The organism is Ruegeria sp. B11 (genome assembly GCF_056539785.1).
Map to the genome: position 1 here is coordinate 186,390 of NZ_JBQFVO010000004.1, position 25,509 is coordinate 211,898.

27 protein-coding genes are annotated in these 25,509 nt (G+C 56.6%); 13 read left to right on the plus strand and 14 right to left on the minus strand.

Going from position 1 to position 25,509, the window contains the following annotated elements:
• Window positions 1-45: 45 nt before the first annotated feature.
• From ACR0I1_RS15375 to ACR0I1_RS15405, 7 genes are all read left to right on the plus strand, one after another.
• The gene (locus ACR0I1_RS15375; protein WP_370644346.1) at window positions 46-717 is read left to right on the plus strand and encodes a DUF1194 domain-containing protein; all 672 of its coding nucleotides are present in this window, start codon (window positions 46-48) and stop codon (window positions 715-717) included.
• A gap of 207 nt (window positions 718-924) precedes the next feature.
• Window positions 925-1,308, plus strand: a complete 384-nt coding sequence (sdhC, locus tag ACR0I1_RS15380; protein WP_170395798.1) for a succinate dehydrogenase, cytochrome b556 subunit — start codon at window positions 925-927, stop codon at window positions 1,306-1,308.
• Window positions 1,309-1,321: 13 nt separating this feature from the next.
• Entirely contained in the window at window positions 1,322-1,705 is a 384-nt protein-coding gene (locus ACR0I1_RS15385) for a succinate dehydrogenase, hydrophobic membrane anchor protein (protein WP_170395800.1), read from the plus strand.
• Between the two features lie 12 nt (window positions 1,706-1,717).
• Window positions 1,718-3,526, plus strand: coding sequence for a succinate dehydrogenase flavoprotein subunit (gene sdhA, locus ACR0I1_RS15390; protein WP_170395802.1), 1,809 nt, complete (start codon window positions 1,718-1,720; stop codon window positions 3,524-3,526).
• A gap of 12 nt (window positions 3,527-3,538) precedes the next feature.
• A complete protein-coding gene (locus ACR0I1_RS15395; RefSeq protein ID WP_170408332.1) occupies window positions 3,539-4,318 on the plus strand; it encodes a succinate dehydrogenase iron-sulfur subunit in 780 nt (259 codons plus the stop codon).
• A gap of 137 nt (window positions 4,319-4,455) precedes the next feature.
• The gene (locus tag ACR0I1_RS15400; protein WP_170408331.1) at window positions 4,456-4,596 is read left to right on the plus strand and encodes a hypothetical protein; all 141 of its coding nucleotides are present in this window, start codon (window positions 4,456-4,458) and stop codon (window positions 4,594-4,596) included.
• A 286-nt stretch (window positions 4,597-4,882) separates the two neighbouring features.
• Window positions 4,883-5,746 (plus strand): DUF1989 domain-containing protein, encoded by an 864-nt coding sequence (locus ACR0I1_RS15405; RefSeq protein ID WP_170408330.1) that lies wholly within the window; start codon window positions 4,883-4,885, stop codon window positions 5,744-5,746.
• Window positions 5,747-5,758: 12 nt separating this feature from the next.
• On the opposite strand, the gene deoD is transcribed toward ACR0I1_RS15405, so the two are convergent.
• The 3 genes from deoD to ACR0I1_RS15420 all read right to left on the minus strand — a co-directional run bounded on the left by deoD (window position 5,759) and on the right by ACR0I1_RS15420 (window position 8,882).
• A complete protein-coding gene (deoD, locus tag ACR0I1_RS15410) occupies window positions 5,759-6,469 on the minus strand; it encodes a purine-nucleoside phosphorylase (RefSeq protein WP_170408329.1) in 711 nt (236 codons plus the stop codon).
• A gap of 18 nt (window positions 6,470-6,487) precedes the next feature.
• Window positions 6,488-6,799, minus strand: a complete 312-nt coding sequence (locus tag ACR0I1_RS15415) for an H-NS histone family protein (protein WP_170408328.1) — start codon at window positions 6,797-6,799, stop codon at window positions 6,488-6,490.
• A 115-nt stretch (window positions 6,800-6,914) separates the two neighbouring features.
• A complete protein-coding gene (locus tag ACR0I1_RS15420; RefSeq protein ID WP_480707122.1) occupies window positions 6,915-8,882 on the minus strand; it encodes a methylmalonyl-CoA mutase family protein in 1,968 nt (655 codons plus the stop codon).
• 145 nt (window positions 8,883-9,027) lie between these two features.
• Between ACR0I1_RS15420 and ACR0I1_RS15425 the strand changes: the two genes are divergently transcribed.
• The 6 genes from ACR0I1_RS15425 to ACR0I1_RS15450 all read left to right on the plus strand — a co-directional run bounded on the left by ACR0I1_RS15425 (window position 9,028) and on the right by ACR0I1_RS15450 (window position 15,936).
• Window positions 9,028-10,410, plus strand: a complete 1,383-nt coding sequence (locus tag ACR0I1_RS15425; RefSeq protein WP_480707124.1) for a 1-acyl-sn-glycerol-3-phosphate acyltransferase — start codon at window positions 9,028-9,030, stop codon at window positions 10,408-10,410.
• Between the two features lie 112 nt (window positions 10,411-10,522).
• Window positions 10,523-11,809 (plus strand): crotonyl-CoA carboxylase/reductase, encoded by a 1,287-nt coding sequence (ccrA, locus tag ACR0I1_RS15430; RefSeq protein ID WP_170395824.1) that lies wholly within the window; start codon window positions 10,523-10,525, stop codon window positions 11,807-11,809.
• Between the two features lie 367 nt (window positions 11,810-12,176).
• A complete protein-coding gene (locus ACR0I1_RS15435) occupies window positions 12,177-12,896 on the plus strand; it encodes a helix-turn-helix transcriptional regulator (RefSeq protein ID WP_170395826.1) in 720 nt (239 codons plus the stop codon).
• 83 nt (window positions 12,897-12,979) lie between these two features.
• Window positions 12,980-13,618: an acyl-homoserine-lactone synthase gene (locus ACR0I1_RS15440; RefSeq protein WP_170647111.1), complete on the plus strand. Its 639-nt coding sequence runs from the start codon at window positions 12,980-12,982 to the stop codon at window positions 13,616-13,618.
• A 60-nt stretch (window positions 13,619-13,678) separates the two neighbouring features.
• Window positions 13,679-15,211 carry an ATP-dependent DNA helicase gene (locus tag ACR0I1_RS15445; RefSeq protein WP_480707126.1) on the plus strand — a complete coding sequence of 511 codons (1,533 nt, stop codon included), beginning with the start codon at window positions 13,679-13,681 and terminating at the stop codon, window positions 15,209-15,211.
• Window positions 15,208-15,936, plus strand: a complete 729-nt coding sequence (locus tag ACR0I1_RS15450; RefSeq protein WP_480707128.1) for an SDR family oxidoreductase — start codon at window positions 15,208-15,210, stop codon at window positions 15,934-15,936. The genes ACR0I1_RS15445 and ACR0I1_RS15450 overlap by 4 nt, the downstream gene beginning before the upstream one ends.
• 3 nt (window positions 15,937-15,939) lie before the next feature.
• Here ACR0I1_RS15450 and ACR0I1_RS15455 read toward each other — a convergent pair whose 3' ends face one another.
• From ACR0I1_RS15455 to ACR0I1_RS15505, 11 genes are all read right to left on the minus strand, one after another.
• Complete coding sequence (locus ACR0I1_RS15455) at window positions 15,940-16,704, minus strand: TIGR02186 family protein (RefSeq protein ID WP_170395832.1); 765 nt, start codon at window positions 16,702-16,704, stop codon at window positions 15,940-15,942.
• Window position 16,705: 1 nt separating this feature from the next.
• The gene (locus ACR0I1_RS15460; protein WP_170395834.1) at window positions 16,706-17,626 is read right to left on the minus strand and encodes a sulfite exporter TauE/SafE family protein; all 921 of its coding nucleotides are present in this window, start codon (window positions 17,624-17,626) and stop codon (window positions 16,706-16,708) included.
• Between the two features lie 260 nt (window positions 17,627-17,886).
• The gene (locus tag ACR0I1_RS15465; RefSeq protein WP_170408321.1) at window positions 17,887-18,897 is read right to left on the minus strand and encodes an ABC transporter permease; all 1,011 of its coding nucleotides are present in this window, start codon (window positions 18,895-18,897) and stop codon (window positions 17,887-17,889) included.
• Entirely contained in the window at window positions 18,897-19,991 is a 1,095-nt protein-coding gene (locus ACR0I1_RS15470; protein ID WP_170513031.1) for an ABC transporter permease, read from the minus strand. The genes ACR0I1_RS15465 and ACR0I1_RS15470 overlap by 1 nt, the downstream gene beginning before the upstream one ends.
• 3 nt (window positions 19,992-19,994) lie before the next feature.
• Window positions 19,995-21,524 carry an ABC transporter ATP-binding protein gene (locus ACR0I1_RS15475; protein WP_170395839.1) on the minus strand — a complete coding sequence of 510 codons (1,530 nt, stop codon included), beginning with the start codon at window positions 21,522-21,524 and terminating at the stop codon, window positions 19,995-19,997.
• Between the two features lie 81 nt (window positions 21,525-21,605).
• Complete coding sequence (locus ACR0I1_RS15480; protein WP_170395841.1) at window positions 21,606-22,604, minus strand: BMP family lipoprotein; 999 nt, start codon at window positions 22,602-22,604, stop codon at window positions 21,606-21,608.
• 135 nt (window positions 22,605-22,739) lie between these two features.
• Window positions 22,740-23,156 (minus strand): GNAT family N-acetyltransferase, encoded by a 417-nt coding sequence (locus ACR0I1_RS15485; RefSeq protein ID WP_480707131.1) that lies wholly within the window; start codon window positions 23,154-23,156, stop codon window positions 22,740-22,742.
• Window positions 23,157-23,167: 11 nt separating this feature from the next.
• Window positions 23,168-23,758, minus strand: coding sequence for a tRNA (adenosine(37)-N6)-threonylcarbamoyltransferase complex dimerization subunit type 1 TsaB (gene tsaB, locus ACR0I1_RS15490; protein ID WP_170597283.1), 591 nt, complete (start codon window positions 23,756-23,758; stop codon window positions 23,168-23,170).
• Window positions 23,748-24,311, minus strand: a complete 564-nt coding sequence (locus ACR0I1_RS15495; RefSeq protein ID WP_170395847.1) for a NifU family protein — start codon at window positions 24,309-24,311, stop codon at window positions 23,748-23,750. The genes tsaB and ACR0I1_RS15495 overlap by 11 nt, the downstream gene beginning before the upstream one ends.
• A gap of 69 nt (window positions 24,312-24,380) precedes the next feature.
• Complete coding sequence (locus tag ACR0I1_RS15500) at window positions 24,381-24,974, minus strand: 2-hydroxychromene-2-carboxylate isomerase (protein ID WP_170597285.1); 594 nt, start codon at window positions 24,972-24,974, stop codon at window positions 24,381-24,383.
• Window positions 24,975-24,983: 9 nt separating this feature from the next.
• Window positions 24,984-25,439, minus strand: a complete 456-nt coding sequence (locus tag ACR0I1_RS15505) for a universal stress protein (protein WP_074736907.1) — start codon at window positions 25,437-25,439, stop codon at window positions 24,984-24,986.
• Window positions 25,440-25,509: the final 70 nt, after the last annotated feature.

Sequence of the window (25,509 nt, forward strand, 5' to 3'; positions counted from 1 at the left end):
CATTCAAGTGATCACGGTCCGCGAAATCCATGCTACGCTTGGCGCATGATGATGTTTCGTGCGCTCGCCGCCAGCCTGTATCTGGCATCTCAGGCCTATGCTTGTGATTTGGCTCTGGCCTTGGCCGTAGACGTTTCAGGCTCGGTTGATTCCGAGGAATATCGTATCCAAATGGACGGTCTTGCCGCAGGTCTGCGGGACCCGATCGTATCCGAGGCCTTGGTGCGCGGACAGGCTCGGCTGATGCTTGTGCAATGGACTGGCAGTTCTCGCCAGAGGATCACGATCCCCTGGACCCGGATCGATAGTTTTAACACCTTGGACAGTTTTGCTGATCAGGTCGCAGCTGATCCTCGTGTCTGGCGTAACTTCTCAACTGCGATAGGTGAGGCGCTCGATATGACGGTTGCCAGCTTTGACGACGTGCCCGAATGCGAAAGGCATCTTATTGATCTTTCGGGCGACGGAATTTCGAATGAAGGAATCGAGCCATCGACAATCCACGCCAAACTGCGGGATCGCGGCATCACGGTGAACGCGATCGCGATTGAAGAAAGTGAACCCGATCTGACAGCCTATTTCTTCGAGAACGTCATCGTTGGCGAGGGGGCCTTTGTCGTCTCTGCAGCAGGCTTCGCGGATTATCCCGAACGTATTCGCAAGAAGCTTTTACGCGAGGTGACACAGCAGACTGCAGGGCTGACGCCGCTCCAATAATAGATTCGTGATCACATTGCTTTTTCATTGAAAACGCTAACATTGGCGGTATCGAATGTGATTTGTGATCACGAGAATATTTTGTGTGATCACAAACACGGCTTATCAGCGATTTTGCGTTAAATTTACTGGATTTTGCACCTGCAGCGCGTGACAGAGTCGTAAAAAACAGTAAAACGTTCGGTAGCCAACCGAAAAGGAGCCAACATGGCCGATGTAAATCGAGGCAACCGCCCGCTTTCTCCACATTTGACGATCTATCGTCCACAGATGACGTCCATATCTTCGATTATGGTGCGCATCACGGGTCTTGCGTCTTTTGGTTTGGCTTTGTTGGTCGTCTGGTGGTTACTTGCTGCGGCCACATCGGAAAGCGCCTTTGAGCTGATCAATGGATTGATGACCAGTTTCCTGGGTGATCTGATCATGTTCGGCGCGGCTTGGGCCATTTTCTATCACATGCTGGGCCGTTTGCGGCACGTCATCTGGGATCTGGGATATTGCGTGAATGTTGAAGTGTCCGAGAAGATGGGCATTGGCATGTTCGTGCTGGCAACTGTTCTGGCTCTGATCACAGCCGTAGCGCTTTAAGGGGAGGTTCGCGATGCAGTTTCTCACAGACCGTAAACGCGCGCAGGGCATGGGGGCCGGACGTGCAGGTACACATCACCACTGGCAAATGATGCTCAGCTCGGCGGCATTGGTCATCCTTGTTCCGCTGTTTGTATTTACCTTCGGGCACGCCCTAGGTGGAACCTACGAAGAGGCTCTGGCCTATTACAGCCGCCCGTTCCCGGCGATTATCATGGGTCTGACACTGGTTGTTGTCGTCCCGCATTTGTTGCGCGAAGCCCAGGAAGCGATTGAGGACTACGTGCATGGCGTCGCGGAAAAGCTGGCGCTGATGGCAGCGCAGGCTTTTGCATACACACTGATTGCTGCGGGTCTCTTTGCGCTCGCGCGTCTGGCTCTCGGATATGCGCAGTAAGGAACAAGAACAATGACAGCAGCATATGAATACGAAACCCACGAATATGACGTGGTGGTTGTCGGTGCCGGTGGCGCGGGTCTGCGTGCAACATTGGGCATGGCCGAGCAGGGTTTGCGCACCGCTTGCGTGACGAAGGTATTCCCGACCCGGTCACACACAGTGGCCGCCCAAGGCGGCATTGCGGCGTCCTTGTCGAATATGGGGCCAGACCATTGGCAGTGGCACATGTATGACACCGTCAAGGGCTCGGACTGGCTGGGTGACACCGATGCGATGGAATACCTCGCGCGTGAAGCACCCAAAGCTGTATATGAGCTAGAACATTACGGAGTGCCATTCAGCCGGACCGAAGAAGGCAAGATCTATCAGCGCCCATTTGGTGGCCACACCACCGAATTTGGCGAAGGCCCCGCTGTGCAGCGGACCTGTGCCGCCGCCGACCGGACCGGTCATGCGATCCTGCACACGCTGTATGGTCAGTCGCTGAAGAACAACGCTGAGTTCTACATCGAGTATTTCGCCATTGATCTGATAATGTCTGAGGACGGACAGTGTCAGGGTGTCGTGTGCTGGAAGTTGGACGACGGCACGATGCACGTCTTCAACGCCAAGATGGTTGTTCTGGCGACCGGCGGCTATGGCCGCGCCTATTTCAGTGCAACCTCGGCACATACCTGCACCGGCGACGGTGGCGGTATGGTGGCCCGCGCGGGTCTCGCACTGCAGGATATGGAATTTGTTCAGTTCCACCCAACCGGCATCTACGGATCGGGCTGCCTGATCACCGAAGGTGCGCGTGGTGAAGGCGGATACCTGACCAACTCGGAAGGCGAGCGGTTCATGGAGCGCTATGCGCCTCAGTACAAAGACCTCGCGCCGCGCGACTACGTTAGCCGTTCAATGACCATGGAAATTCGCGAAGGGCGCGGACATGGTGACAACGGCGACCACATCCACCTGAACCTCAGCCATTTGCCAGCCGAAGCTTTGGCGGAACGCCTACCGGGCATTTCAGAATCTGCGCGCGTCTTTGCAGGGGTTGATGTTACCAAGGAACCGATCCCGGTTCTGCCGACCGTGCACTACAACATGGGCGGTATCCCGACGAACTATTGGGGTGAAGTTCTGAACCCGACAGCCGACAACCCGACCGCCGTGGTCCCTGGTCTGATGGCTGTGGGCGAGGCCGGGTGTGCCTCGGTTCACGGGGCAAACCGTCTTGGTTCAAACTCGCTGATCGACCTCGTGGTCTTTGGCCGCGCTGCGGCGATCCGAGCGGGCAAAGTTGTGGATGCCGACGCGTCGAACCCGGTTCTGAACCAGGCCTCTGTCGATAAGGCGTTTGACAGGTTCGATGCGGCGCGCAACGCCAGCGGCGCAATTCCAACCGCAGATCTGCGGCTTGAGATGCAGCGCACCATGCAAGAGGACGCGGCGGTTTTCCGCACCTCGAAGACCATGGCTGAGGGCGTCGAGAAGATGACCGCGATCGCTGCCAAGATGGACGACCTGAAGGTTTCTGACAGATCGTTGGTCTGGAACAGCGATCTGATGGAGACGCTCGAGCTTACCAACCTGATGCCAAGCGCGCTCGCCACCATCGTTGGTGCCGAAGCGCGTAAGGAATCCCGCGGTGCACACGCCCATGAAGATTTCACCGAGCGTGACGATGAGAACTGGCGCGTCCACACGGTCAGCCGTGTCGATGGCAATAAAGTAGAGCTTAGCTACCGTCCGGTTATCGTTGATCCGCTGACGACCGAAGACGAGGGCGGCATCAGCATGAAAAGAATCGCGCCCAAGGCGCGGACGTTCTAAGGAGAGGAACCCATGGTACAACTGACCCTCCCCAAGAATTCCCGGATCACCACCGGTAAAACCTGGCCCAAGCCCGACGGCGCGACCAATGTGCGCAAATTCCAGATCTATCGCTGGAACCCGGATGATGGCCAGAACCCGCGCGTCGATACTTATTTCGTCGATATGGATACTTGCGGCCCGATGGTTCTGGACGCTCTGATCAAGATCAAGAATGAGATCGATCCGACTCTGACCTTCCGCCGTTCGTGCCGCGAAGGTATCTGCGGGTCCTGCGCGATGAACATCGACGGGATTAACACGCTGGCCTGTATCTATGGGATGGATGAGATCAAGGGCGACGTGAAGATCTACCCGCTGCCCCATATGCCGGTGGTCAAGGACCTGATCCCTGATCTGACTCATTTCTACGCCCAACACGCCTCGATCATGCCGTGGTTGGAGACTAAGACCAATCGTCCGGCAAAAGAGTGGAAGCAATCCATCGAAGACCGCAAGAAATTGGATGGTCTCTATGAATGTGTGATGTGTGCCAGTTGCTCGACCTCGTGCCCCAGCTACTGGTGGAACGGCGACCGCTATCTCGGCCCTGCCGCGCTGTTGCATGCTTACCGCTGGATCATCGACAGTCGGGATGAGGCCACCGGTGAGCGCTTGGACGAGCTGGAAGATCCGTTCAAGCTGTATCGCTGCCACACCATCATGAACTGCGCCAAGACCTGCCCCAAGGGTCTGAATCCGGCCAAAGCGATTGCAGAAATCAAGAAGATGATGGTGGACCGCGCGGTCTGATCACGCGCCAAAACAAAGCACTTGCCGGGTTGCGGCAAGTGCATGCCGCCTCTGCAAAACTATGCGATGCGCTTGTACGAGCGCGGATCTAAAGTTGGCGCAGGGAGGAGTGATGAGTTCGAAAAGAGGTCACTCCGATGAACATGCAAAACCAAAAACACGACGCGACCAAAGCGCTGGAATTTCTGGAGCAAGCCTGGGCCTACTATACGCCCGAGCCCAAAGTTCCGGCCAAAGACGAAACACCAGAATTGTTTGAATATGCGAACGCGGCCTGACCGTGTCGCGCGGGCTTGAAAATTACGACACTATAGGCAATGCAGAGCTATGCCCGTTCTATTGCTTCTGCTCGCCGCTGGCGTATTTGCCTATTTTTTCTGGCGGTCCCGCACGTCGTCTCTGACGCGCGACTGCAGGTGGCGGCAACATCGAAGCGAGGGCCAGTGGCGCTGTGCTTACTGTGGCGCGGTGTCAAAATCTGATGTTGAGCCCACGCAGTGTCTGAAAGGGCAATAGCTGCTGTTGGGGGTTTCCCACCGGGCCGAACTGCGCCACTCTCGGCCCATGTCAGAATCTCGGAATACTCCCCGCCCACCCATGGATGCAGATGCGCGCCGCGCGATTGCGCCCGTTATTTGCTACCCGAATGAAGGGCTACCAAAACCCGATCTAGGGCTCTATCAAACTGGGCGTGATACAGCGCACAAAACGGGTGAGGTGTTGGTGCCACCGCGAGATGCGCGATGCTTTGAGGTGCCTGCAGGGCATTTCTTTAGGATCACTTCTGTTGAAGGATCGCAAGTTGGCGATCTAAACCTGTGGAACCTCAACGACCTTTCCGAGCGGTTCTATTCCGGCAAGACGCGCGCGTTGCATGGCACACATATCACCCTGGGTGAGCGCATGTGGTCGAGCTTTCCACATATGCGACCGATGGCGACAATCATTGCAGATACGCTGGGGTGGTACGGAATCGATGATTTCGGCGGGTCGGTGCACGATGTGATCGGGACCCGATGTGATCCCTATACCGGTAATTTGCTAGCTGGATCCCAGTACCATCACTGTTGCCATTCGAATCTGACACGCGCGCTGGCGGATCATTTGGGCGTCTCTTTGGCCGAAGCCGAGCCTGCGGTACATGATGTATTGAACGTGTTCATGTGCACCGGTTTCACGCGTGATACCGGGCAGTATTTCATGAAAGCCTCACCTGTCCGTCCGGGAGACTATCTTGAGTTTTTCGCCGAGATTGACCTGCTGGGAAATCTAAGCGCGTGCCCGGGCGGTGATTGCTCGTCCGAGCATTCATCGGATACCGCAGCCTGTTATCCCCTGCTGGTAGAAACCTTTGCCCCGGCTGAAGGTGCGCTTGAGGGATGGCGCAGCCCCGCGCGCAACGGATATGACCGCACGCACGGGCGCTAGATATCGCGCAATTCAGCTGTCCGGGAACGCCGCCTGCAGCGCGATTTCGACCATGTCGCCAAAACTGCTTTCTCGGTCCGATGAGGGCAGGGCTTCGCCGGTCAGCAGGTGGTCCGAGACTGTCAGTACCGCCAATGCGCGGCATTTGTGACGCGCGGCAAGGATGTAAAGCTCTGCCGCTTCCATCTCGACACCCAAAATACCGTGCCGAACCATTTGTTCGTTCAGGTCCGGGCGTTCGTCATAAAAGACATCGGATGAATAGATGCCGCCAACATGGGTTGGCGTACCTTTGGCTTGTGCAGCCAATGCTGCAGACTGCAAAAGACCCCAATCCGCGCAAGGGGCGAAGTTTATTTCTCTCATGATCCCGCGCGAAGGGGTGCTGAGTGTGGTCGACGTCATCGCCAAAATAACATCACGCACATTCACACTGTCTTGCATCCCGCCACATGACCCGATCCGGATCAGAGTTTTGGCGCCGTAGTCACGGATCAATTCGTTCACGTAGATCGACAGAGACGGCATCCCCATGCCACTACCCTGAATGGTAACACGATTTCCTTTCCAGGTGCCGGTGAACCCCAGCATGCCACGCACTTCGTTTACCAGCTTTACGTCTTCAAGAAACGTTTCGGCCGCCCATTTTGCGCGATACGGGTCGCCGGGCAAAAGAACGGTTTCGGCAATCTCGCCTTTTTGGGCTCCAATATGGATAGTCATTTTGCCACTTTCCCCCGATCAGATTTCCAGATCAGTAATATCGGTACCGGCTTTGATTGCGTCATGAACCCACTGCGGTTTGCGGCCCCGCCCGGTCCAGGTTTGCGACGGATTGTTCGGATTTTGATATTTCGCTTTAGATGATTTTGCCGATTTAGCGCTGTCTCCTGACAATTCAGACAACGAAAACCCATATTCCGCCGCCGCCTTTTCGGCAGCTTTCAACGCTTCTTTTCGCTCACGCACTTCGGCGGTTTTTAGCGCCTTTTCGACCCGATTGCGCAATTCGAGCAGTTCTTTGCGCGACATTTTTTCAAGATCGATCGCCATAATCTTCTCCATTTCGGCTATTCCCCTACTTATTGCAGGGGAAATTGAATAAACCCGAACCTATCTATTCCCATTTTACCGGAAATAGAAATGGAGATTTCTGTAATATGCTTTTCTATTCAGCCGCAATTTCCGTTGGGTCAACCAATGTGACGATATCGCCCATGATTGCATTCAATTCGAAATTTTTCGGCGTATAGATTTTCGATACACCCATGGAACGCAATTGATCCGCGTCCTCATCGGGGATGATCCCACCTACAATGACGGGAATATCGCTTAGCCCTGCTGCTTTCAGCCGCGTCATCACGTCCTTCACCAAAGGCAGGTGGCTGCCAGAGAGGATCGATAGACCAATCACATGCGCTTTGTCTTCTTGTGCCGCAGTTACGATTTCTTCGGGCGTAAGACGAATACCTTCGTAACTGATATCCATGCCACAGTCGCGTGCGCGGAAGGCGATCTGTTCGGCTCCGTTCGAGTGTCCGTCCAGACCAGGTTTGCCAACAAGAAACTTCAGCCTGCGCCCCAGACGGTCGCTTACCGCATCTACGGCTGCGCGCAAGTCTTCCAGACCTTCGGTTTTGTTCGAAACAGATCCCGAGACGCCGGTTGGTCCACGATATGTACCGTAGGCCTTGCGCATTTCCTCGGCCCATTCGCCAGTTGTGATACCGGCCTTGGCCGCAGCGATTGAAGGTGCCATCACGTTGGCACCGGATCGCGCTGCTTCGCGCAATGCTTGCAGCGCCGCGGCCACTGCTGCGTCATCCCGATCCGCACGCCAGTCGTTCAAGCGCCCGATTTGTTCCTGTTCAACCGCCGGGTCGACGACCATGATGCCGCCATCCTCGGTCTGCAAAGGTGAGGCTTCGCCCTCGGTCCATTTGTTTACGCCAACGACAACGGTTTCATTGCGTTCAATACGGTTCAGGCGCTCGGCATTGGACTCGACCAGCCGCGATTTCATGTATTCGATCGAGGCTACCGCGCCGCCCATCGATTCGAGATTAGCCAATTCGGCCCGTGCGCCATTTTTAAGTTCTTCGACTTTGGCGTCGACAACCGGATTGCCGTCGAACAAATCGCCATATTCCAGCAGATCGGTTTCATAGGCGAGGATTTGTTGCATCCGCATCGACCATTGCTGATCCCAGGGACGAGGCAGGCCGAGCGCTTCGTTCCATGCAGGCAACTGCACCGCACGTGCGCGGGCATGTTTGGATAGCGTCACCGCAAGCATTTCAATCAGTATGCGATAAACGTTGTTTTCCGGCTGCTGTTCGGTCAGCCCCAGCGAGTTTACCTGAACGCCATAACGGAATCGGCGGAACTTGGGGTCTTCAATGCCATAGCGCTGCTGCAGAATTTCGTCCCAAAGATCCACAAAGGCGCGCATTTTGCACATTTCGGTGACAAACCGGATGCCCGCATTCACAAAAAACGAAATCCGCCCGCAGAGTGCCGGGAAGTCTTCAGCCGGAACGCGCGGGCGAAGTTCGTCCAGCACTGCAATGGCAGTCGCCAGAGCATAGGCCAGCTCTTGCTCGGGCGTCGCGCCTGCCTCTTGCAGGTGGTACGAACACACATTCATCGGGTTCCATTTGGGCACGTTATCGTAGCAATATTCGGCCACGTCCGCGATCATCTTCAGCGATGGCTTGGGTGGGCACACATAAGTGCCGCGGCTCAGGTATTCCTTGATCAGGTCGTTCTGGACGGTCCCCTGCAATTTCGAGACATCCGCGCCCTGTTCCTCGGCAACTGCGATGTATAGCGCCAAAAGCCAAGGAGCAGTCGCATTGATCGTCATCGAGGTATTCATCTGTTCCAGCGGAATTTGATCGAACAGAACCCGCATGTCCCCCAGATGGCAGATCGGAACCCCAACTTTTCCAACTTCGCCGCGCGCCAAAGTGTGATCGCTGTCATACCCTGTTTGGGTTGGCAGATCGAAGGCCACGGACAGGCCGGTCTGACCTTTGGCTAGGTTCGCACGATAAAGCGCATTTGACGCTTTGGCCGTTGAGTGACCGGCATATGTACGGATGAGCCAGGGGCGATCTTTCTGCAACTGCGTCATGGGTCGGGCCTCGCGGATCGGTGGGTAACAAAATTACGTTCTATGGTGGTAAATAGTAATTTTCAGTACATGTCAATTCGCTGCGTTGCGGCATCGACGGTTTCTGCAGATTGTGGGTGGTCGCGTTTGATGGCACTGTGCCCGAATGATGCAGACTGTGGAAATCCCGCTTTGGCTGTTTGTGCTGATCGTGCTGTTTGCCGCGGTCACATTTGCCTCGCATTTTTTGTTTCCGTCGGTGCGCTGGTTTTTCCGCCGTCGCCTTGAGCGCGCCGTCGCACGGTTGAACAAGCGACTGCAGCGTCCGATCCAACCGTTCAAGTTGGCGGGGCGGCATGACATGATTCAACGGCTTATCTATGACCCGCAAGTAAGCCGGGCGGTGCAGCAGCATGCCAAAGAAGAAGGTGTGCCTGACGCTGTTGCCTCAGAATTGGCACGGCGTTATGCGCGCGAGATTGCGCCCTCATTCTCGACAGTGGCGTATTTCAGCATCGCGATCCGTTTTGCCCGCATGCTGAGCAACGCCTTTTACAAGGTGCAGTTGGGTTACGAGGACAAAGCCGCGCTGGACAGTATCGATCCCGATGCGACGGTCGTTTATGTCATGAACCACCGCAGCAATATGGATTACGTGCTGGTCACCTATCTGGCGGCAGACCATTCGACCTTATCCTATGCTGTGGGCGAGTGGGCCCGTGTCTGGCCTCTAAGTCGATTGATTCGCGCGATGGGGGCCTATTTCATTCGCCGCAAGTCGGGTAGCGACCTATATCGACAGGTCCTTGCAAGCTATGTAAGGCACGCGACCGAAGCGGGCGTGACGCAGGCCATGTTCCCTGAGGGCGGGCTGAGTCTGACTGGCAAACTGGGGCGCCCCAAGCTGGGATTGTTGAAGTATATCCTTGACGGAGTCGAACCGCAGGGGCGGGATGTGGTGTTTGTTCCGGTTGCTTTGAACTATGATCGGGTGCTTGAAGATACCGTATTAACAGCGGCAGCGAAGGATAGTGAACGCCGCTTCCGCGCGCGGATCGGGGTTATCACCCGCTGGTCGCTCAAGCAGATTTGGCGCAAGCTTGTCGGGCGCTACAAGAGATTCGGGATTGCCTCGGTGCGGTATGCGACTCCGATTTCTCTGAAAGAATTTCGAGTCGCGCACGAACGGGACCTGACGACCGATCTGGCCCGCGAGTTGATGCGCAGGATCGGCGCCGCAATTCCTTTTGTTCCAGTGCCTGCTGCGTGTCGGCTGGTTCAGGAAGAAGGTGAGATGTCAGAGCAGGATTTGAAGGCGCGTTTGCTGACGTTGGGCGGCGACGCGGTTGCCCAGGATGATGGAGAGGCTGTTGACGATGCCATCAATCAGTTGGTCGAGCGACGGATTCTGCGTCGCGAGGCTGGAGTGTTGCGCCCATCAGGCGAGCGATCAGAGCTGCTTGCTTATTACGCGGCAGCATCAGAACCCGTTGTTCGGGCTGAGAATGATGCAAGTGCAGAAAGTATTTCTGCAACTGCTGGGTCATAAAATTACAAAATAGATACCAAAAACGGTTGCAATATTACTCAGAGGCTAATATTTCGTCTTTGGAAAGCCGCGATTCTGCGGCGCGGCAACAGTTGGAAAAAAGGAGGCCAGCATGGCTTTGGATGTCGACAGCGGTATCGCGTCGTATGAGGCGCCGGAAAAGGACCTCTACGAGATGGGTGAAATCCCCCCGATGGGGTATGTTCCCAAGCAAATGTATGCCTGGGCCATCCGGAAAGAGCGCCACGGTGAGCCAGACACAGCGATGCAGTTGGAAGTCGTTGATGTCCCGAAGCTGGACAGCCACGAAGTGCTGGTTCTCGTTATGGCGGCGGGTGTGAACTACAACGGCGTCTGGGCATCGCTTGGCAAGCCGATCAGCCCGTTTGATGGCCACGGCCAACCCTTTCACATCGCAGGTTCAGATGCGTCGGGCATCGTCTGGGCGGTTGGTGACAAAGTGAAGCGCTGGAAAGTCGGCGATGAAGTCGTGATTCACTGCAACCAGGACGATGGCGATGACGAACACTGCAACGGTGGTGATCCGATGTATTCGCCCAGCCAGCGCATCTGGGGATATGAGACACCTGATGGCTCGTTCGCGCAGTTTACAAATGTTCAGGCACAGCAGCTGATGCCGCGTCCCAAGCACCTGACCTGGGAAGAAAGCGCCTGCTACACGCTGACCTTGGCAACAGCCTATCGGATGCTTTTTGGGCACGAGCCGCACGATCTGAAGCCGGGCCAGAACGTCCTGGTTTGGGGTGCATCGGGCGGTCTGGGCTCTTACGCGATACAGTTGATCAACACTGCGGGTGCCAATGCGATCGGCGTGATATCGGATGAAAGCAAGCGTGAGTTTGTGATGGACCTTGGCGCCAAAGGCGTCATCAACCGCAAGGATTTCAACTGCTGGGGCCAGCTGCCCACGGTGAATACTCCGGAATATGCTGAATGGTTCAAAGAAGCCCGCAAGTTTGGCAAGGCCATCTGGGATATTACCGGCAAAGGTGTGAACGTCGACATGGTGTTCGAGCACCCCGGCGAAAGCACGTTCCCGGTGTCCACTTTTGTCGTGAAAAAGGGAGGTATGGTTGTGATCTGCGCCGGGACCACTGGCTACAACCTGACCTTCGACGTGCGTTACATGTGGATGCACCAGAAACGCTTGCAGGGCTCGCATTTTGCGCATCTCAAACAGGCCTCGGCTGCAAACCAGCTAATGGTCGAGCGCCGCTTGGATCCGTGCATGTCCGAAGTGTTCACTTGGCAGGATCTGCCTGAGGCGCACATGAAGATGATGCGCAACGAACACAAGCCGGGCAACATGTCGGTGCTGGTTCAGGCTCCGCATACAGGCATGCGCACCCTTGAAGAAGTATTGGCTGCCCGCGACTAACGGTCTCAGGCGAACAGCAGCTGCAACACCCGCAGGGCGCACACACGCCTTGCGGGTGTTCATCGTTTCTATCGATGATTATGCATTTTCAATGCTTTAAGAAATCGCCCCCCGCTATTTCTGGGGAGTAGAAAGCAGCGAGTAGGCCGAATTAGTCTGCACATGTTATGGTTGTGTTAACCCTTCGTTAACTATTTCGGGGACACCCTGATGGCGCAAAATGAGTGGATTTTGGACGTTCTGTCGGACCTCAACGCCTTTGCTGTGGCGAATGGGTTGAGCGCGCTGGCCGAGCAGCTTGACGACACAAGACTGATCGCCGCGGCCGAGATTGCGTCCTCAAAGGATGAGGCTTGCGCGCCCGCGAATGGGAAGAAAATTCGATTTGAGCCAGATCCTAGGGGATTTGGAAAGCACCAGCACGCTTGACGAGCTGACCAGCGTAGCAGTCCAGTTGCGGGACAAGCTGCAAATTGACCACATGACATATCATTGGGTTGATGGGGCCGGGGATCAATACGGGTTCACGACTTATTCGGATGCCTGGGATGAACGGTATCGAGACAGGAATTATCATCGTATTGATCCGGTTATTCTAGGTTGTTTTCAGCGATTTCACGCTGTGGACTGGAAACAGCTGAATTGGTCGGGCAAAGCAGTAAAGGCCTTCCTGCAGGACGCGCAGGAACATGGCGTCGGCAATCAGGGCTATTCGATCCCGCTGCGGGGGCCAGGCGGGCAATTCGCGCTGTTTACGGTCAACAACAGCTGCGATGACATCGCATGGCAGGCATTTGTCGAAACGTATGGCCGCGATCTCATATTGGTGGCGCATTTCCTCAATCGAAAAGCGCTGGAATTTGCAAAAGAACGGCAGCCGGACAACATGCGGGGGCTCTCGCCCCGCGAAATCGATGCAATGACATTGCTGGCGCTGGGGTATAGCCGAGCGCAGGTGGCGCACTCGCTTTCCATTTCTGAGCATACGCTCAGGGCCTATATCGAAAGCGCACGCTCAAAACTCGGTGCGCAAAATACGACTCATGCAATCGCCACTGCACTCAGTAGAGGATTAATAGTCGTTTAACGACCGTACGGTGGTCTCACTTTAAATTAACTACGTGTTCGTACCCCCTTTGTTCCAACTGTGGACGATAAGGGGAGCACGTCATGTTGCGTTATTTGTATGCCGATGAGCTGCATAAATTTCCGGAATTGGCCAGGGGGATGTTCAGGGATCGCGCGGATCAGTTCAAAACCCGCCTTGGCTGGGATGTTAAGGTTAATGAAAAGGGGGAAGAGCGGGATCAGTACGATGACCTGAACCCGCTCTATGTGATTTGGGAAGAGGCAGATGGCAGCCATGGCGGGTCCATGCGGATCCTACCGACGACCGGTCCGGTCATGGTGAACGACATATTCGGACATCTCACCGGGGGCAGTCCGATCCGAAGCCCACTAATCTGGGAGGTCACTCGCTTTTGCCTCTCGCGCAACGCCAGCGCTCATACCGCCGGGGCCATCATGCTGAGCGGCGGTGAGGTGATGGAAGGGTTTGGCCTGACCCACATAGCGGGCGTTTTTGATGCCCGCATGATCCGGATCTACCGTATGATCGGATCGTCTCCGGTGGTTTTGGGCACCGAAGGGAAAGGGCGCGATCAGATCTCGGTCGGCCTGTGGCCTTATTCAGCGGATGATTGCAACCGTGTAGCAGCCCGCGCAGGCATCCCGCGAGAGTTGTCGCGCCTGTGGTTCAAGACAGCATTTGGCCATGGCGCACAGCACCGGTTCGCTTTGTCGGCATAAGCATACGGAAAAACCAATCGGCATCTGGCAGCGCGCGGCGCGTCCCTGTAGGGTCGCGCCATGTCCTTGCCCCAAGTCACATTTTCCGAAGATCAGGCTGCCGCTTTTGACAACATTGCCGAGATGTTGCGAGGTGCCGGAGTAGACCTTGAAGACGACGCTCTGCTGAAACTGCCCGGCAACGGAAAGTCTGGTGTGATGGCTGTTATTGGCAAGGCTGGATCGGGCAAAACCCTGTTGCTGGCAGAGCTTTACAAAGCTTTGGCCGAGACGGGGGTCAACCTGATCTCGGGTGATTTCGAAAGCCGCAAATCCCGCGACAAGCGCAGCCTTGCGATCCTCGCGCCGACGAACAAGGCCGCCAGCGTATTGCGGCTGCGTGGGGTGCCCGCGACCACGATCCACCGTATCCTCTATACGCCTGTTTACGACCCTGAATACGAGCGGATCGCCGAATGGCTAGCGGGCAATGACGAACGGCCCGAGATCGAAGGGCTGACAGACGAAGCGCTGGACCGCGCAGCCGCGTTCTATGCCAACAACAAATCCATCCCCGGTGCGCTGGCCGCTGCTGGGTTGCGCGGTTCGGATTTCATCACCGGCTGGAAACGTCGGGAAGAGCCGCTGGATATCGGTTTTGTGGACGAAGCCTCGATGCTAGACGACCGGCAATTCGAGGATCTAAAGGAAATCTTTCCAACCTTGTTGCTATTTGGTGACCCGGCGCAGTTGGCGCCGGTCAATCAATCGGGCTCGATGGTGTTCGACGGGTTGCCAGAGCCGCGCAAACAAATCCTGCATCGAGTGCATCGGCAAACTGCGGACAACCCGATCCTAGACCTCGCCCATGCTCTGTCCGATCCGGCCATGGGGTTTGAGGATTTCGAACGTCTGATCGAGGACACTGCCCGAAAGGATGACCGCGTTGTCTGGGGACAGCGGGTCGAGGTCGATCTGATGGCGCGCAGCCCGGTTCTTGTCTGGCGCAATGCGACCCGAATCCGGCTGATTCAGGCGTTCCGCACCGTACATGGCGCGCCGCAAACTGAACTACTGGAAGGGGAACCGTTGATTTGTGACGGCATTGAGCTGCCGTTGAAGCACCGCAAAAAGCGGCTGGACCTTGAGGCGCGCGGGCTGATCAAAGGCGCACAGGTCATCTATCTTGGCCCTGGTCGCAAGCCGGGTTTTTCGCGTTTGCATGTGATGGGGGCCGAAGACCCTCAGGTCTCGGCGGCGTCGATCGTGCAGATTGAAAAGCCCGATGAGGAGGAGCCGTTCATTCCCTATGCTGCCCGTATGGGTGCAACGTTCCTGCATGGTGCCGCGGTGACGATCCATAAGGCGCAAGGGTCGCAATGGGACACGGTTCAGGTCTTTGCGCCAGACATCTACGCAGCCGCCCGCATGGGCCGTACTGAGGCCGGGCAACCTTTGTGGAAGCGCTTAGCTTATGTCGCCATAACCCGCGCACAGGAGAGGCTAATCTGGGTAGTGCGGAACCGCTTGTCGAAACCGACCCACCCGTTGCGTGTGGATGACCTGCGTGCGGTTGCGGCACCATCCCTGACATTGGAGGCGGAAGAGACATGAAGACGATCATCGTGACCGGTGCAAGCTCGGGCATAGGCCGCGCCACCGCCGAGCTGTTTCTGTTAGAAGGATGGACTGTCGGGCTTCTGGCCCGCAGCGCTGACAAACTTCATGCTATGGCACAGCATAACGCCTCGGCGATCCCGCTGGTCGCCGATGTGACTGACCCGGATGCCGTTGCAAACGCCTTTACTGCATTCACCCGACAGACCGGGCGATTGGACGTGCTGTTCAACAATGCCGGGATTTTTTCCCCTGGTGGCACCATCGACCAGATCGCGCTTGAGGATTGGTACGGCTCGGTCAATGTGAACCTGAACGGCATGTTCCTGTGTGCACGGGCTGCATTTGCTGCGATGCGGGCTCAGGCGCCGCAGGGGGGGCGTATCATAAACAACGGTTCAATCGCTGCTCATGTGCCGCGCCCGAACTCGGTACATTATTCTGCGACGAAACACGCGATTACCGGTCTGACGCGCAGCCTGTCTCTGGACGGGCGGAGTTTTGGAATTGCCTGTGGACAGATCGACATCGGAAATGCGCGCACCCCGATGGTGCAAGGGCTGGTCGATGAGGCACTTGCCGAAGGCCGCGACCCTGATCCCACCATGGATGTCGGGGATGCCGCCCGCTCGGTACTGCATATGGCCGAACTGCCGCTTGAGGCGAATGTGCAGTTCATGACCGTTATGGCCACGACCATGCCCTATATCGGTCGCGGGTGACGATCAGTTCTCGCGCAGTAGGCGGAAGGCTGTCGAAGCGCCCCAACCGGCGGCAATCGCGATGGCCAGTGACATAAGCCCGTACCAAATGGGTTGTTCACGCGACATCGCGTACAAGAAACGCTCAAGCCCGACTTTGCGTACTCCTATCGAGGTTTCAAAGGTCGAGACCACCTTTCCGTCTCGTGTCAGGAAGATACGGGCGCTGTAGTCGCCTTCGGTCAGGTCCGACGGCATGTCGATTGATGTGCGGAACAACGTCTGTTCGTCCACAGCCACTGTGTTTTCCCGGATCGAGTACAGCCCTTCATCTTCGCGGATGCGGATGACCGCCTCGGAAAAATCCTGTGCGCCTTGAATGCTCATGTCCGCACCGACCGACCGGATGGCACGCTCGATCGAAACCTTATAGCGTAGGTCTTCGGTCTGGGTCAGAACCTCGGAAAACGGGGCGCTGGTGGCAACGGCGTAGAAGCTTGGTGCCAGATCAACAACAAGGCTGTCGGTGTTCACCCAGATACCGAACCGTTTCTCTTTGCGGCGTACGGTGACTGGTTCGGATGGGCCGACCACCGATACGATGACCTCAAGCGGTGGACCGTCCGGGATTGGAGCTTCGCGCTTTACCGCGCCGAAAACCAGTATTTCGGACCCGTCAAAATTGGCGGTAATCGACACCCGATCCTGACTTAGGCCCAGAACAACCTGTTCTTCGGCTGCGTAGGCTGGCAGACAGATCAGACAAAGAAGAGCAATCAGACGCAGCATCTTAATGCCCTCCTGCATCGCCAAGCGAATACAACTCGGCGGGTTGAAGCAGAAGATCAAGCGCCAGCTTGCCGCAGACAACAAGTACCAGAGCCGCCAACAAAACACGCAGTTGTTCAGCCGGCATTCGGGCACCGATGACTGTTCCGATTTGGGCACCAACTACGCCACCGACGAGCAGAAGAACCGCCAACACGACATCAACGGTATAGTTGGTGGTGGCGTGCAGCATAGTGGTAAAGGCGGTTACAAAGATGATCTGAAACAGCGAAGTTCCGACAACAACCTTGGTCGGCATGCCCAATAGGTAGATCATCGCGGGCACCATGATAAACCCGCCGCCGACACCCATGATAGCAGACAGGACACCGACAAACAGGCCTACGACAAGCGGTGGAATGACCGAGATGTACAGGCCCGACGTCCGAAACCGCATCTTGAACGGCATGGCGTGCACCCAACCGCGCTGGCGTCGTTTCGGAGGCGGCGTGCCGCCTTTCCGCGTTTTTCTAATCGCGTTCAGGCTTTCGACAAACATCAGACTGCCGATGATGCCCAGAAATACGACATAGCAAAGTTTGACCAGCAGATCGACCTGTCCGAGGCTCTTGAGATAGTTGAAGACAACAACACCCAACGCAGCGCCTGTCAGCCCTCCGACCAAAAGGACTGTACCCATTTTAAGGTCCACGGTTCGGCGCCTGAAATGCGCCAGCACCCCAGAAAATGATGAAGCAACAATCTGGTTTGCCTCGGTTGCAACCGCCACTGCAGGCGGAATGCCGATGAAGAACAACAGTGGAGTCATCAAAAACCCACCGCCAACGCCAAACATTCCAGACAGAATGCCCACCATTCCACCCAGTCCAAACAGTAGAAACGCGTTTACGGATACTTCGGCAATCGGGAGGTAAATCTGCATGGCTTCTTCTAGACAGGAGAGGCCGTACCACGCGGTGTGGCAAAGCCATTGGTAACATAAATCTCAACAGACGAAGCGCGCGTGCCAGGTAGGGCCATCTAGTTGTTTCCGTGGCTCAACCTGAAAATAGTCGATAGCATGGCTGCGGAACTGATGCGGGACACGTCCATACCCCCTTAGAGCGGTTGCGGCATACAAAATCAACTCTGTATGCCGCTTTGCAGCAAACAGGACTGAGGGGCAGTCCTGAACTGGCTCTATCAGCGTTCCTTTACATATGGTTCGCCGCCTGCGCGTGGCGGTATGGCCTTGCCGACGAACCCGGCAAGAATCACCACGGTCAGGATATAGGGCAGGGCGTCCATGACCTGCACCGGGATCACGACCCCGCCCAAATCGATGTTCTGGAAACGCAAGGCAATGGCCTGCAACAGCCCGAACAACAGGCATGCCCACATCGCGTGCCACGGACGCCATTTTGCAAAGATCAAAGCAGCCAGTGCGATAAATCCGCGCCCGGCGGTCATCTCTTTCACAAAGCCTGCTTGCAGCGCGGTGGCCAGGTAGGCACCTGCGATGCCGCAAAGTACGCCGCAAATCGCAACCGCTGCGTAGCGGAGACCTACAACCGAAACTCCAGCAGTATCCACCGCCGCAGGATTCTCTCCGACCGCGCGCAGACGCAGCCCGAACCGGGTGCGGAACAGAATCCACCAAGTCAGTGGCACCATAAGGAAAGCCACGTACACCAGAATGGAATGGCCAGACAGGAGCTCGGAATAGGCCATATGCAGGGGATTGGTTTCAGACATCAGCTCGGAAACCGGACGGCCTGTCAGTTCGGCGTCAGCCGGACCGATCGCATAAGGGAATTCTGCAGATTCAAACCGCCCTTCACCGAACAATGATGGCGTACGACCACCCTGCTTGAACCAGCTTTGGGCGACAAGAACGGTCATACCTGAGGCAAGAAAGTTGATCGCAACCCCCGAGATCAGCTGATTGCCCCGGAACGTGATCGACGCAAACCCGTGTAGCGCCGAAAGGACCAGAGATGCTGCGATCCCGGCCAGCAATCCCAGCCACACCGAACCGGTTACGGCGGCGACGGCAGCCGAGAAGAATGCTGACATCAGCATCTTGCCTTCAAGGCCGATGTCGAAGATGCCCGCGCGCTCGGAGTATAGACCGGCCAGACAGGCAAGCAGCAAAGGCGTAGCCAGTCGGATGGTCGAATCCAGAACCTGGATGAGTGTCAGGAAGAAATCCATCAGGCCGACCCCTTCCGAAGCGCCATGAACAGCTTTTCAAGCGGCATGCGCACCATGTTGTCCAGTGCTCCGGTAAACAGAATGACCAGCGCTTGGATGACCACGATCAGTTCGCGCGGAATCGATGTCCAAAGCGCCAGTTCGGCCCCGCCCTGATACAGAAACCCAAACAGAATAGCGGCTAGAAATACCCCGAATGGATGCGACCGACCCATCAATGCCACGGCAATTCCAATGAAACCCGCGCCTTCGGTTGCGTTCAGCACCAACCGCTCGGCTTCGCCCATCACGTTGTTGACTGCCATCAGGCCCGCCAGAGCGCCCGAGATCAGCATGGCAATAATCGTGATGCGTACAGGCGAGATACCGGCGTAGACGGCACCGGTTTCCGAATGGCCGTAGGCGCGGATTTCATAGCCCAACCGAGTTCGCCAGATCAGCGCCCAGACAACAAAACACGCAAGGATTGCGACGAAGAACGAGATGTTGGCAGGCGCACCTCGGAAAACGATGTTTTCGGCGCTCGAGAACATCGACTGGAAAGTCGGGAGATGCACTGCCTCGGGGAAACGAGCCGTTGCTGGGTCTTGCGACCCTTGCGGGCGCATGACGTTGACCAGCATGTAATTCAGGAAAGCGGCAGCGATGAAATTGAACATGATCGTGGTGATCACGATATGGCTGCCCCGCTTCGCCTGCAGATAGGCCGGGATCGCGGCCCAGGCTGCACCGAAGATCATCGAAGCAGCACAGGCGGCCAGCAAAGCTATTGTCCAATGCGGCCAAGGGACCGATAGACAGACGATGGCAACGCCCAGTCCGCCCAGCATGGCCTGACCCTCGCCGCCGATGTTGAACAAGCGCGCGTGAAAGGCAACTGCAACCGCGAGCCCGGTGAAGATGAAGTTCGTTGCGTAATAAAGTGTATAGCCCCAGCCGTAGGTTGACCCTAGGGCCCCAGTGACCATCAGATTTACCGCCTCAAGCGGATCTTCCCCGATGGCAAGGATGACGATTGCCGAAAGGATTGTGGCCAGAAGCAGACTGATTAGCGGGATCAGCACCACATCGGCCCATTTGGGCATTTTTTCCATGGTTCAGGCGGCCTCTCCTGCAACACCGGCCATCAGCAGGCCCAGTTCTTTTTCATCCGTCTCGGCGGGCAGACGCTCGCCCATGATATGTCCGTCAAACATAACCGCGATCCGGTCCGAGAGTGAGAAGATCTCTTCCAGCTCGACCGAGACCAGCAAGATTGCTTTGCCCTGATCCCTCAAGGCGACGATCTGTTTGTGAATGAACTCGATGGCACCGATATCCACGCCGCGTGTGGGCTGGCCCACCAGCAGCAGATCGGGATTGCGCTCGATTTCTCGTGCAACGACGATTTTCTGTTGATTGCCGCCCGAGAAGCTTTTTGCCGTCAGCCAGCCATTGGGCGGGCGCACATCGAACTTCTCGATCTTGGCTTCGGTGTCGGCACGCAGGGCAGCGTTGTCCATGAACAGCCCGCGTTTGTAAGCAGGGTCGCGGTGGTAGCCGAACGCCACATTCTCCCACGCGTGAAAATCCATGATCAGGCCTTCGCGCTGCCGATCCTCGGGGACATGAGCGATATGTCGGGCGCGCCGCGCTTGCCCGTCCGATCCGGGGCCGTGCAACGCCAGAGGCTCGCCGTTCAGTTTGATCGAGCCTACCCCGGGTCGCATACCGCCCAAAACTTCAAGCAGCTCGGACTGCCCGTTGCCAGCAACGCCCGCGATGCCAACGATCTCACCCGCGCGAACGGTTAGGTCGATGCCTTTGACACGCTCGACACCGGCCGAATCGGTGACACTGAGGTTTTCGATTTCCAGAACCGGTTTGCCCGGCTGTGCAGGCACCTTATCAACCTGTAGCAAGACCTTGCGGCCAACCATCAATTCGGCCAGGGCCTGCGGATTGGTATCAGCTGTTTTGACGGTGGCGGTCATCTCACCACGGCGCATAACCGAAACCGTATCGGTGTTCTCCATGATTTCGCGCAGCTTGTGCGTGATCACGATGATTGTTTTACCCTCGGACCGCAGCCGGTCGAGAATGCGAAACAGCTGGTCCGCCTCGGCAGGGGTAAGAACGCCCGTGGGTTCGTCCAGAATCAGAATTTCGGCCTTGCGGTAGAGCGCCTTGAGAATCTCAACCCGCTGCTGCATGCCCACACCGATCTCATCGATGCGTTTGTCCGGGTCGACGAACAGTTCGTATTCTTCCTCTAGGTCTTTCAGCTCTTTCCGGGCTTTCGCGAGCGACGGAGCCAACAGCCCACCGTCCTCCGCACCCAGAACGATGTTTTCCAGAACGGTGAAATTCTCGACCAGTTTGAAATGCTGAAACACCATCCCGATGCCCGAGGCGATCGCCGCCTGGCTGTCAGGGATGTCGGTCTTGGTGCCGTTGATCCAGATTTCGCCTTTGTCGGCTTTGTAAAATCCGTAGAGGATGCTCATCAGCGTGGATTTGCCCGCTCCGTTTTCACCAATGATCCCGTGGATCGCTCCGCGGGCGACGCTGATGGAAATATCTTTATTAGCCTGAACCGGCCCAAAGGCTTTGGAAATCCCTTTGAGTTCAATGGCGGGGACGGTCATATCTTGTCCTTGGGTTGCCGAAAGGGCCGCATGCGGCAGAGTGGTGCAGGGCGGAGGCCATGGCCCCCGCCCCCAGTTACATCAGAACTGCAGTGCAGGGCAGCTGTCGTTCTCGTAGTAGCTGACAACGCTTACGTTGCCATCGATGATGTCGCGACGGGCACTTTCAATGGCCGAGCTCATTTCTTCGCTCACCAGTTCCGCGTTGTTTTCATCCATCGCAACGCCAACGCCATCTTGTGCAAGACCCATGGTGTAAACACCGGTCTGGACGTCTTCGCCAGCTTTCATGGCGTCATATACAGCAACGTCCACACGCTTGAGCATCGAGGTCAGGACCTTGCCCGGGTGCAGGTGGTTCTGGTTGCTATCGACACCGATTGACAGGATGCCTTCGTCGGCTGCGGTTTGCAGAACGCCAACACCGGTACCGCCCGCAGCGGCGTAAATCACGTCAGCACCCTGGCTGATCTGTGCTTTGGTCAACTCCGAGCCCTTCACCGGGTCGTTCCATGCTGCAGGGGTGGTGCCTGTCATATTGGCAACAACGTTGATGTCCGGGTTCACGGACTTCGCGCCTTGTGCATAACCACAACCAAAGTGGCGGATCAGAGGGATATCCATGCCACCGATAAAGCCCACTGTGCCGGATTGGGACGCCATCGCCGCCATCATGCCGACCAGGTATGATCCTTCATGTTCGGCAAATCCGATCTGGCGAATGTTCGGGGCTTCCAGCCAGGTCACGTCGACCGCAACGAATTTGGTATCCGGATAGTCACCTGCCACTGCAGCCAATGGATCGGCCATGGCGAAGCCCATTGTGATAATCGGGTTTGCGCCCGCTTCGGCAAAGCGGCGAAGCGCTTGTTCGCGCTGCGCTTCCGACTGAAGCTCGATCTCGCGATAGCTTTTGCCGGTCTGTTCCGCCCAACGCTGAGCGCCATTATGCGCGGCTTCGTTGAACGATTTGTCGAACTTGCCACCCAGATCAAAGATAAGGGCCGGTTCTGCCATAGCAGCACCTGCTGTTAGTGCAACCGCAGCGGCTGCGCCCATCAAGGATTTCATAAATGTCATTTGTTACTCCCGTTGGCTGTTATCGGTCCGGGGCTTAATCCCCCGGTACCCACTCAGAGCGAGCATACCTGTTGTGATGGCGGGAATTGAAGCTGTTTGCAACAGCTTCGGTCAACACATTTTTGACCATATGGTCTAAAAAAGCGAATATTTTTCGCTCAAGGGGCGTTCCATGACGATCGCATCGGCGTTTGGGCCACTTTTGCGATGATAATAGGCTGCGCGATTGCCGCATGCCGTGTATCCGCTGGTTTGGTACAGAGAGATCGCCGAATGGTTATCTGAGGCAACGTCCAGAAATGCACGGATTGCACCGAGTTCTCGTGCCTTGGCGTGCCAGTCTGCCATGATGCGCCGCGCCAGCCCGCGTCTTTGATAGTCTGGACGTGTCGCGATCGTGAGCAGCTCGGCCTCTTCGCCGATCACTTGAATGAGGGCGAAAGACCGTTTGTCGCCAACAACATGGGTAAAGCGATTGGCAATCAGATTGCTGAATTCTTCCGCGCTCCACGGGCGTGACTGTGTGAAGGCTGCGGCGTGGGTTTCTGCCATGTCCTGTGGTGTCATTCGTCCAAAAGCACCGGTGGGACATCGCTTGAAGGGGCCGCATCTGCAGGGCGGACATAAAGCGGAGCGGGTGGCGCTTGAACTGTCGTCCAACGACCAGCGGCCACCTGGGCGATCGCACGGGCCTGCTGTTCTGGGTCCTCGCAGAAATACAAGGGACCAATATCGTCAGCGGCATGACGTGAGGTCAGGTAAGGCGCGCGCCCCTTAGGTTGCACATAAACCTGATCGCGCGGTGCAGCTATCGCCGGGAGATGCCCGCCGGGCGCAATTTCCGCAACTGCATCAAACCCCGACACCCCAACCGCCGGCACACCAAGCCCAAGCGCCAACCCGCGCGCGGCGGATACCGAGATACGGATGCCGGTGAAATTGCCGGGGCCGATTCCGACGGCGATCGCATCAAGGTGCCGCCATGTGCAATTGTTCCGGGTCAGGATTTCTTCAAGCAAGGGCATCAACCGTTCCGCCTGCCCACGAGTCATCGCCTCGGCGTGCGATGCGATAATCTTACCCTCTCGCAGCAAAGCGGCCGCGCAATGCGCGGCCGATGTATCGAATGCCAAAATCGTCGGTTCAGACGGCAACAGGGCGAACCTCGGTCACTTCGGGGATGTAGTGACGCAACAGGTTCTCGATCCCCATTTTCAGCGTTAGGGTCGAGGACGGACAGCCCGCGCAGGCTCCCTGCATGTGCAGATAAACAACGCCGCGGTCGAAGCCGTGGAAGGTGATGTCACCGCCGTCCTGAGCCACAGCAGGACGCACGCGGCTATCCAGCAGATCTTTGATCTGGTTGACAATCTCTGCATCTTCGCCGGTGTGTTCAGCGTGGCCCGAGGCGGTCTCTGCACCTGCGCCCATAACCGGTTGGCCGGACTGGTAATGCTCCATCACAGCGCCGAGAATTGCGGGCTTGATGTGATCCCACTGCACGTCATCAGATTTGGTTACCGTGACAAAATCGTTGCCGAAGAACACGCCTGTTACGCCGTTTACACCGAATATGCGTTTGGCGAGCGGTGATTTTTCTGCAGCGTCGGCGCTTGGAAAATCAGCGGTGCCTGCTTCCAGAACCGTCTGGCCGGGTAGGAATTTTAGTGTGGCCGGGTTGGGTGTGGATTCGGTTTGAATGAACATGGCGCGGCTCCGTCTAAGATGCACCTGATATGCGCGTCCGTGCGGGGGAAGTCAAGATTTGGAACCGTTCTAAATTGTGACGGCGTAAGAAATCGCATCATCCAGACGATCATCACCCCAGAACAGCTCGTCCCCAATAACGAAACTCGGCGCACCAAAGATGTGTTTAGCCTTGGCCTGAGTAACTTGCTCGAACAAGGCAGCCTTGATCGCGGGGTCGCTTATCCGATCCATCAGATCAGTCGAAACGCCAGATTTGGTAAGGCACTCAACCAGAACCGCCGGATTCGATATATCACGACCGGAACCAAACTGCGCAGAATAGACAGTGCGTACAAAGGCTGCCCGTTGATCAGCTGGTTCGATCGCCAGCGCTAGCCTTGCTGCTTTCAGGCTGTTTTGCGGAAATGGCTCAGGCCGCCGAAAAGGTAAATCGCGCGCGGCGCAAAGCCGTTCCATGTCCCGCCACATGTACCGACCTTTTGCAGGGTAGAGGTTGAACGGCGAGTTTTTCCATCCCTGTTCAGCAAAGATCGGCCCCAGAAGGAATGGGTGCCATTCTACGGCAACTCCATATTCCGAAGCCGCCTGCTGGATACGCATCGCGCTGAGATAAGAATAGGTCGATGCGAAGTCGAACCAGAACTGCAGCTTCGCGGACATAAATTCACCTCAGGTGATGGCTTCCAGCTTCTCTTTGCTCAGATCGCCGGGCACGATAGTAATAGGAATGGGCAAACTTCCAGAGTTCCGGGTCAGTTGTGTCACCAACGGTCCGGGGCCTTTTTTGTCAGTACCTGCACCCAGAACCAATACGCCGATCTCGGGATCGGATTGGACATGTTCAATGATTTCGGCCACCGGATCGCCTTCACGGATTGCCAATTCGGGCTCGACACCCTGTTTGTCGCGCATCCATTTGGCGAACACCTCGAAATGGGCGTGAATACGTTCACGCGCTTCTTCGCGCATCACCTCGGCAACACCGATCCAGTGGTTGAATTCGTCCGGTGGAATTACCGAAAGAACCGTAACCCCGCCGCCAGTATGTGCCGCACGCATAGCGGCAAAGCGCATGGCGTTCAGGCATTCACGGCTGTCGTCCAGAACGACTAGGAACTTGCGCATGTTTGTCCTCGTTTGTTTTCGGGATCATGCCTCACAGGGTAAGCAGTGGCAACTGAAACAGAAAAGGAGC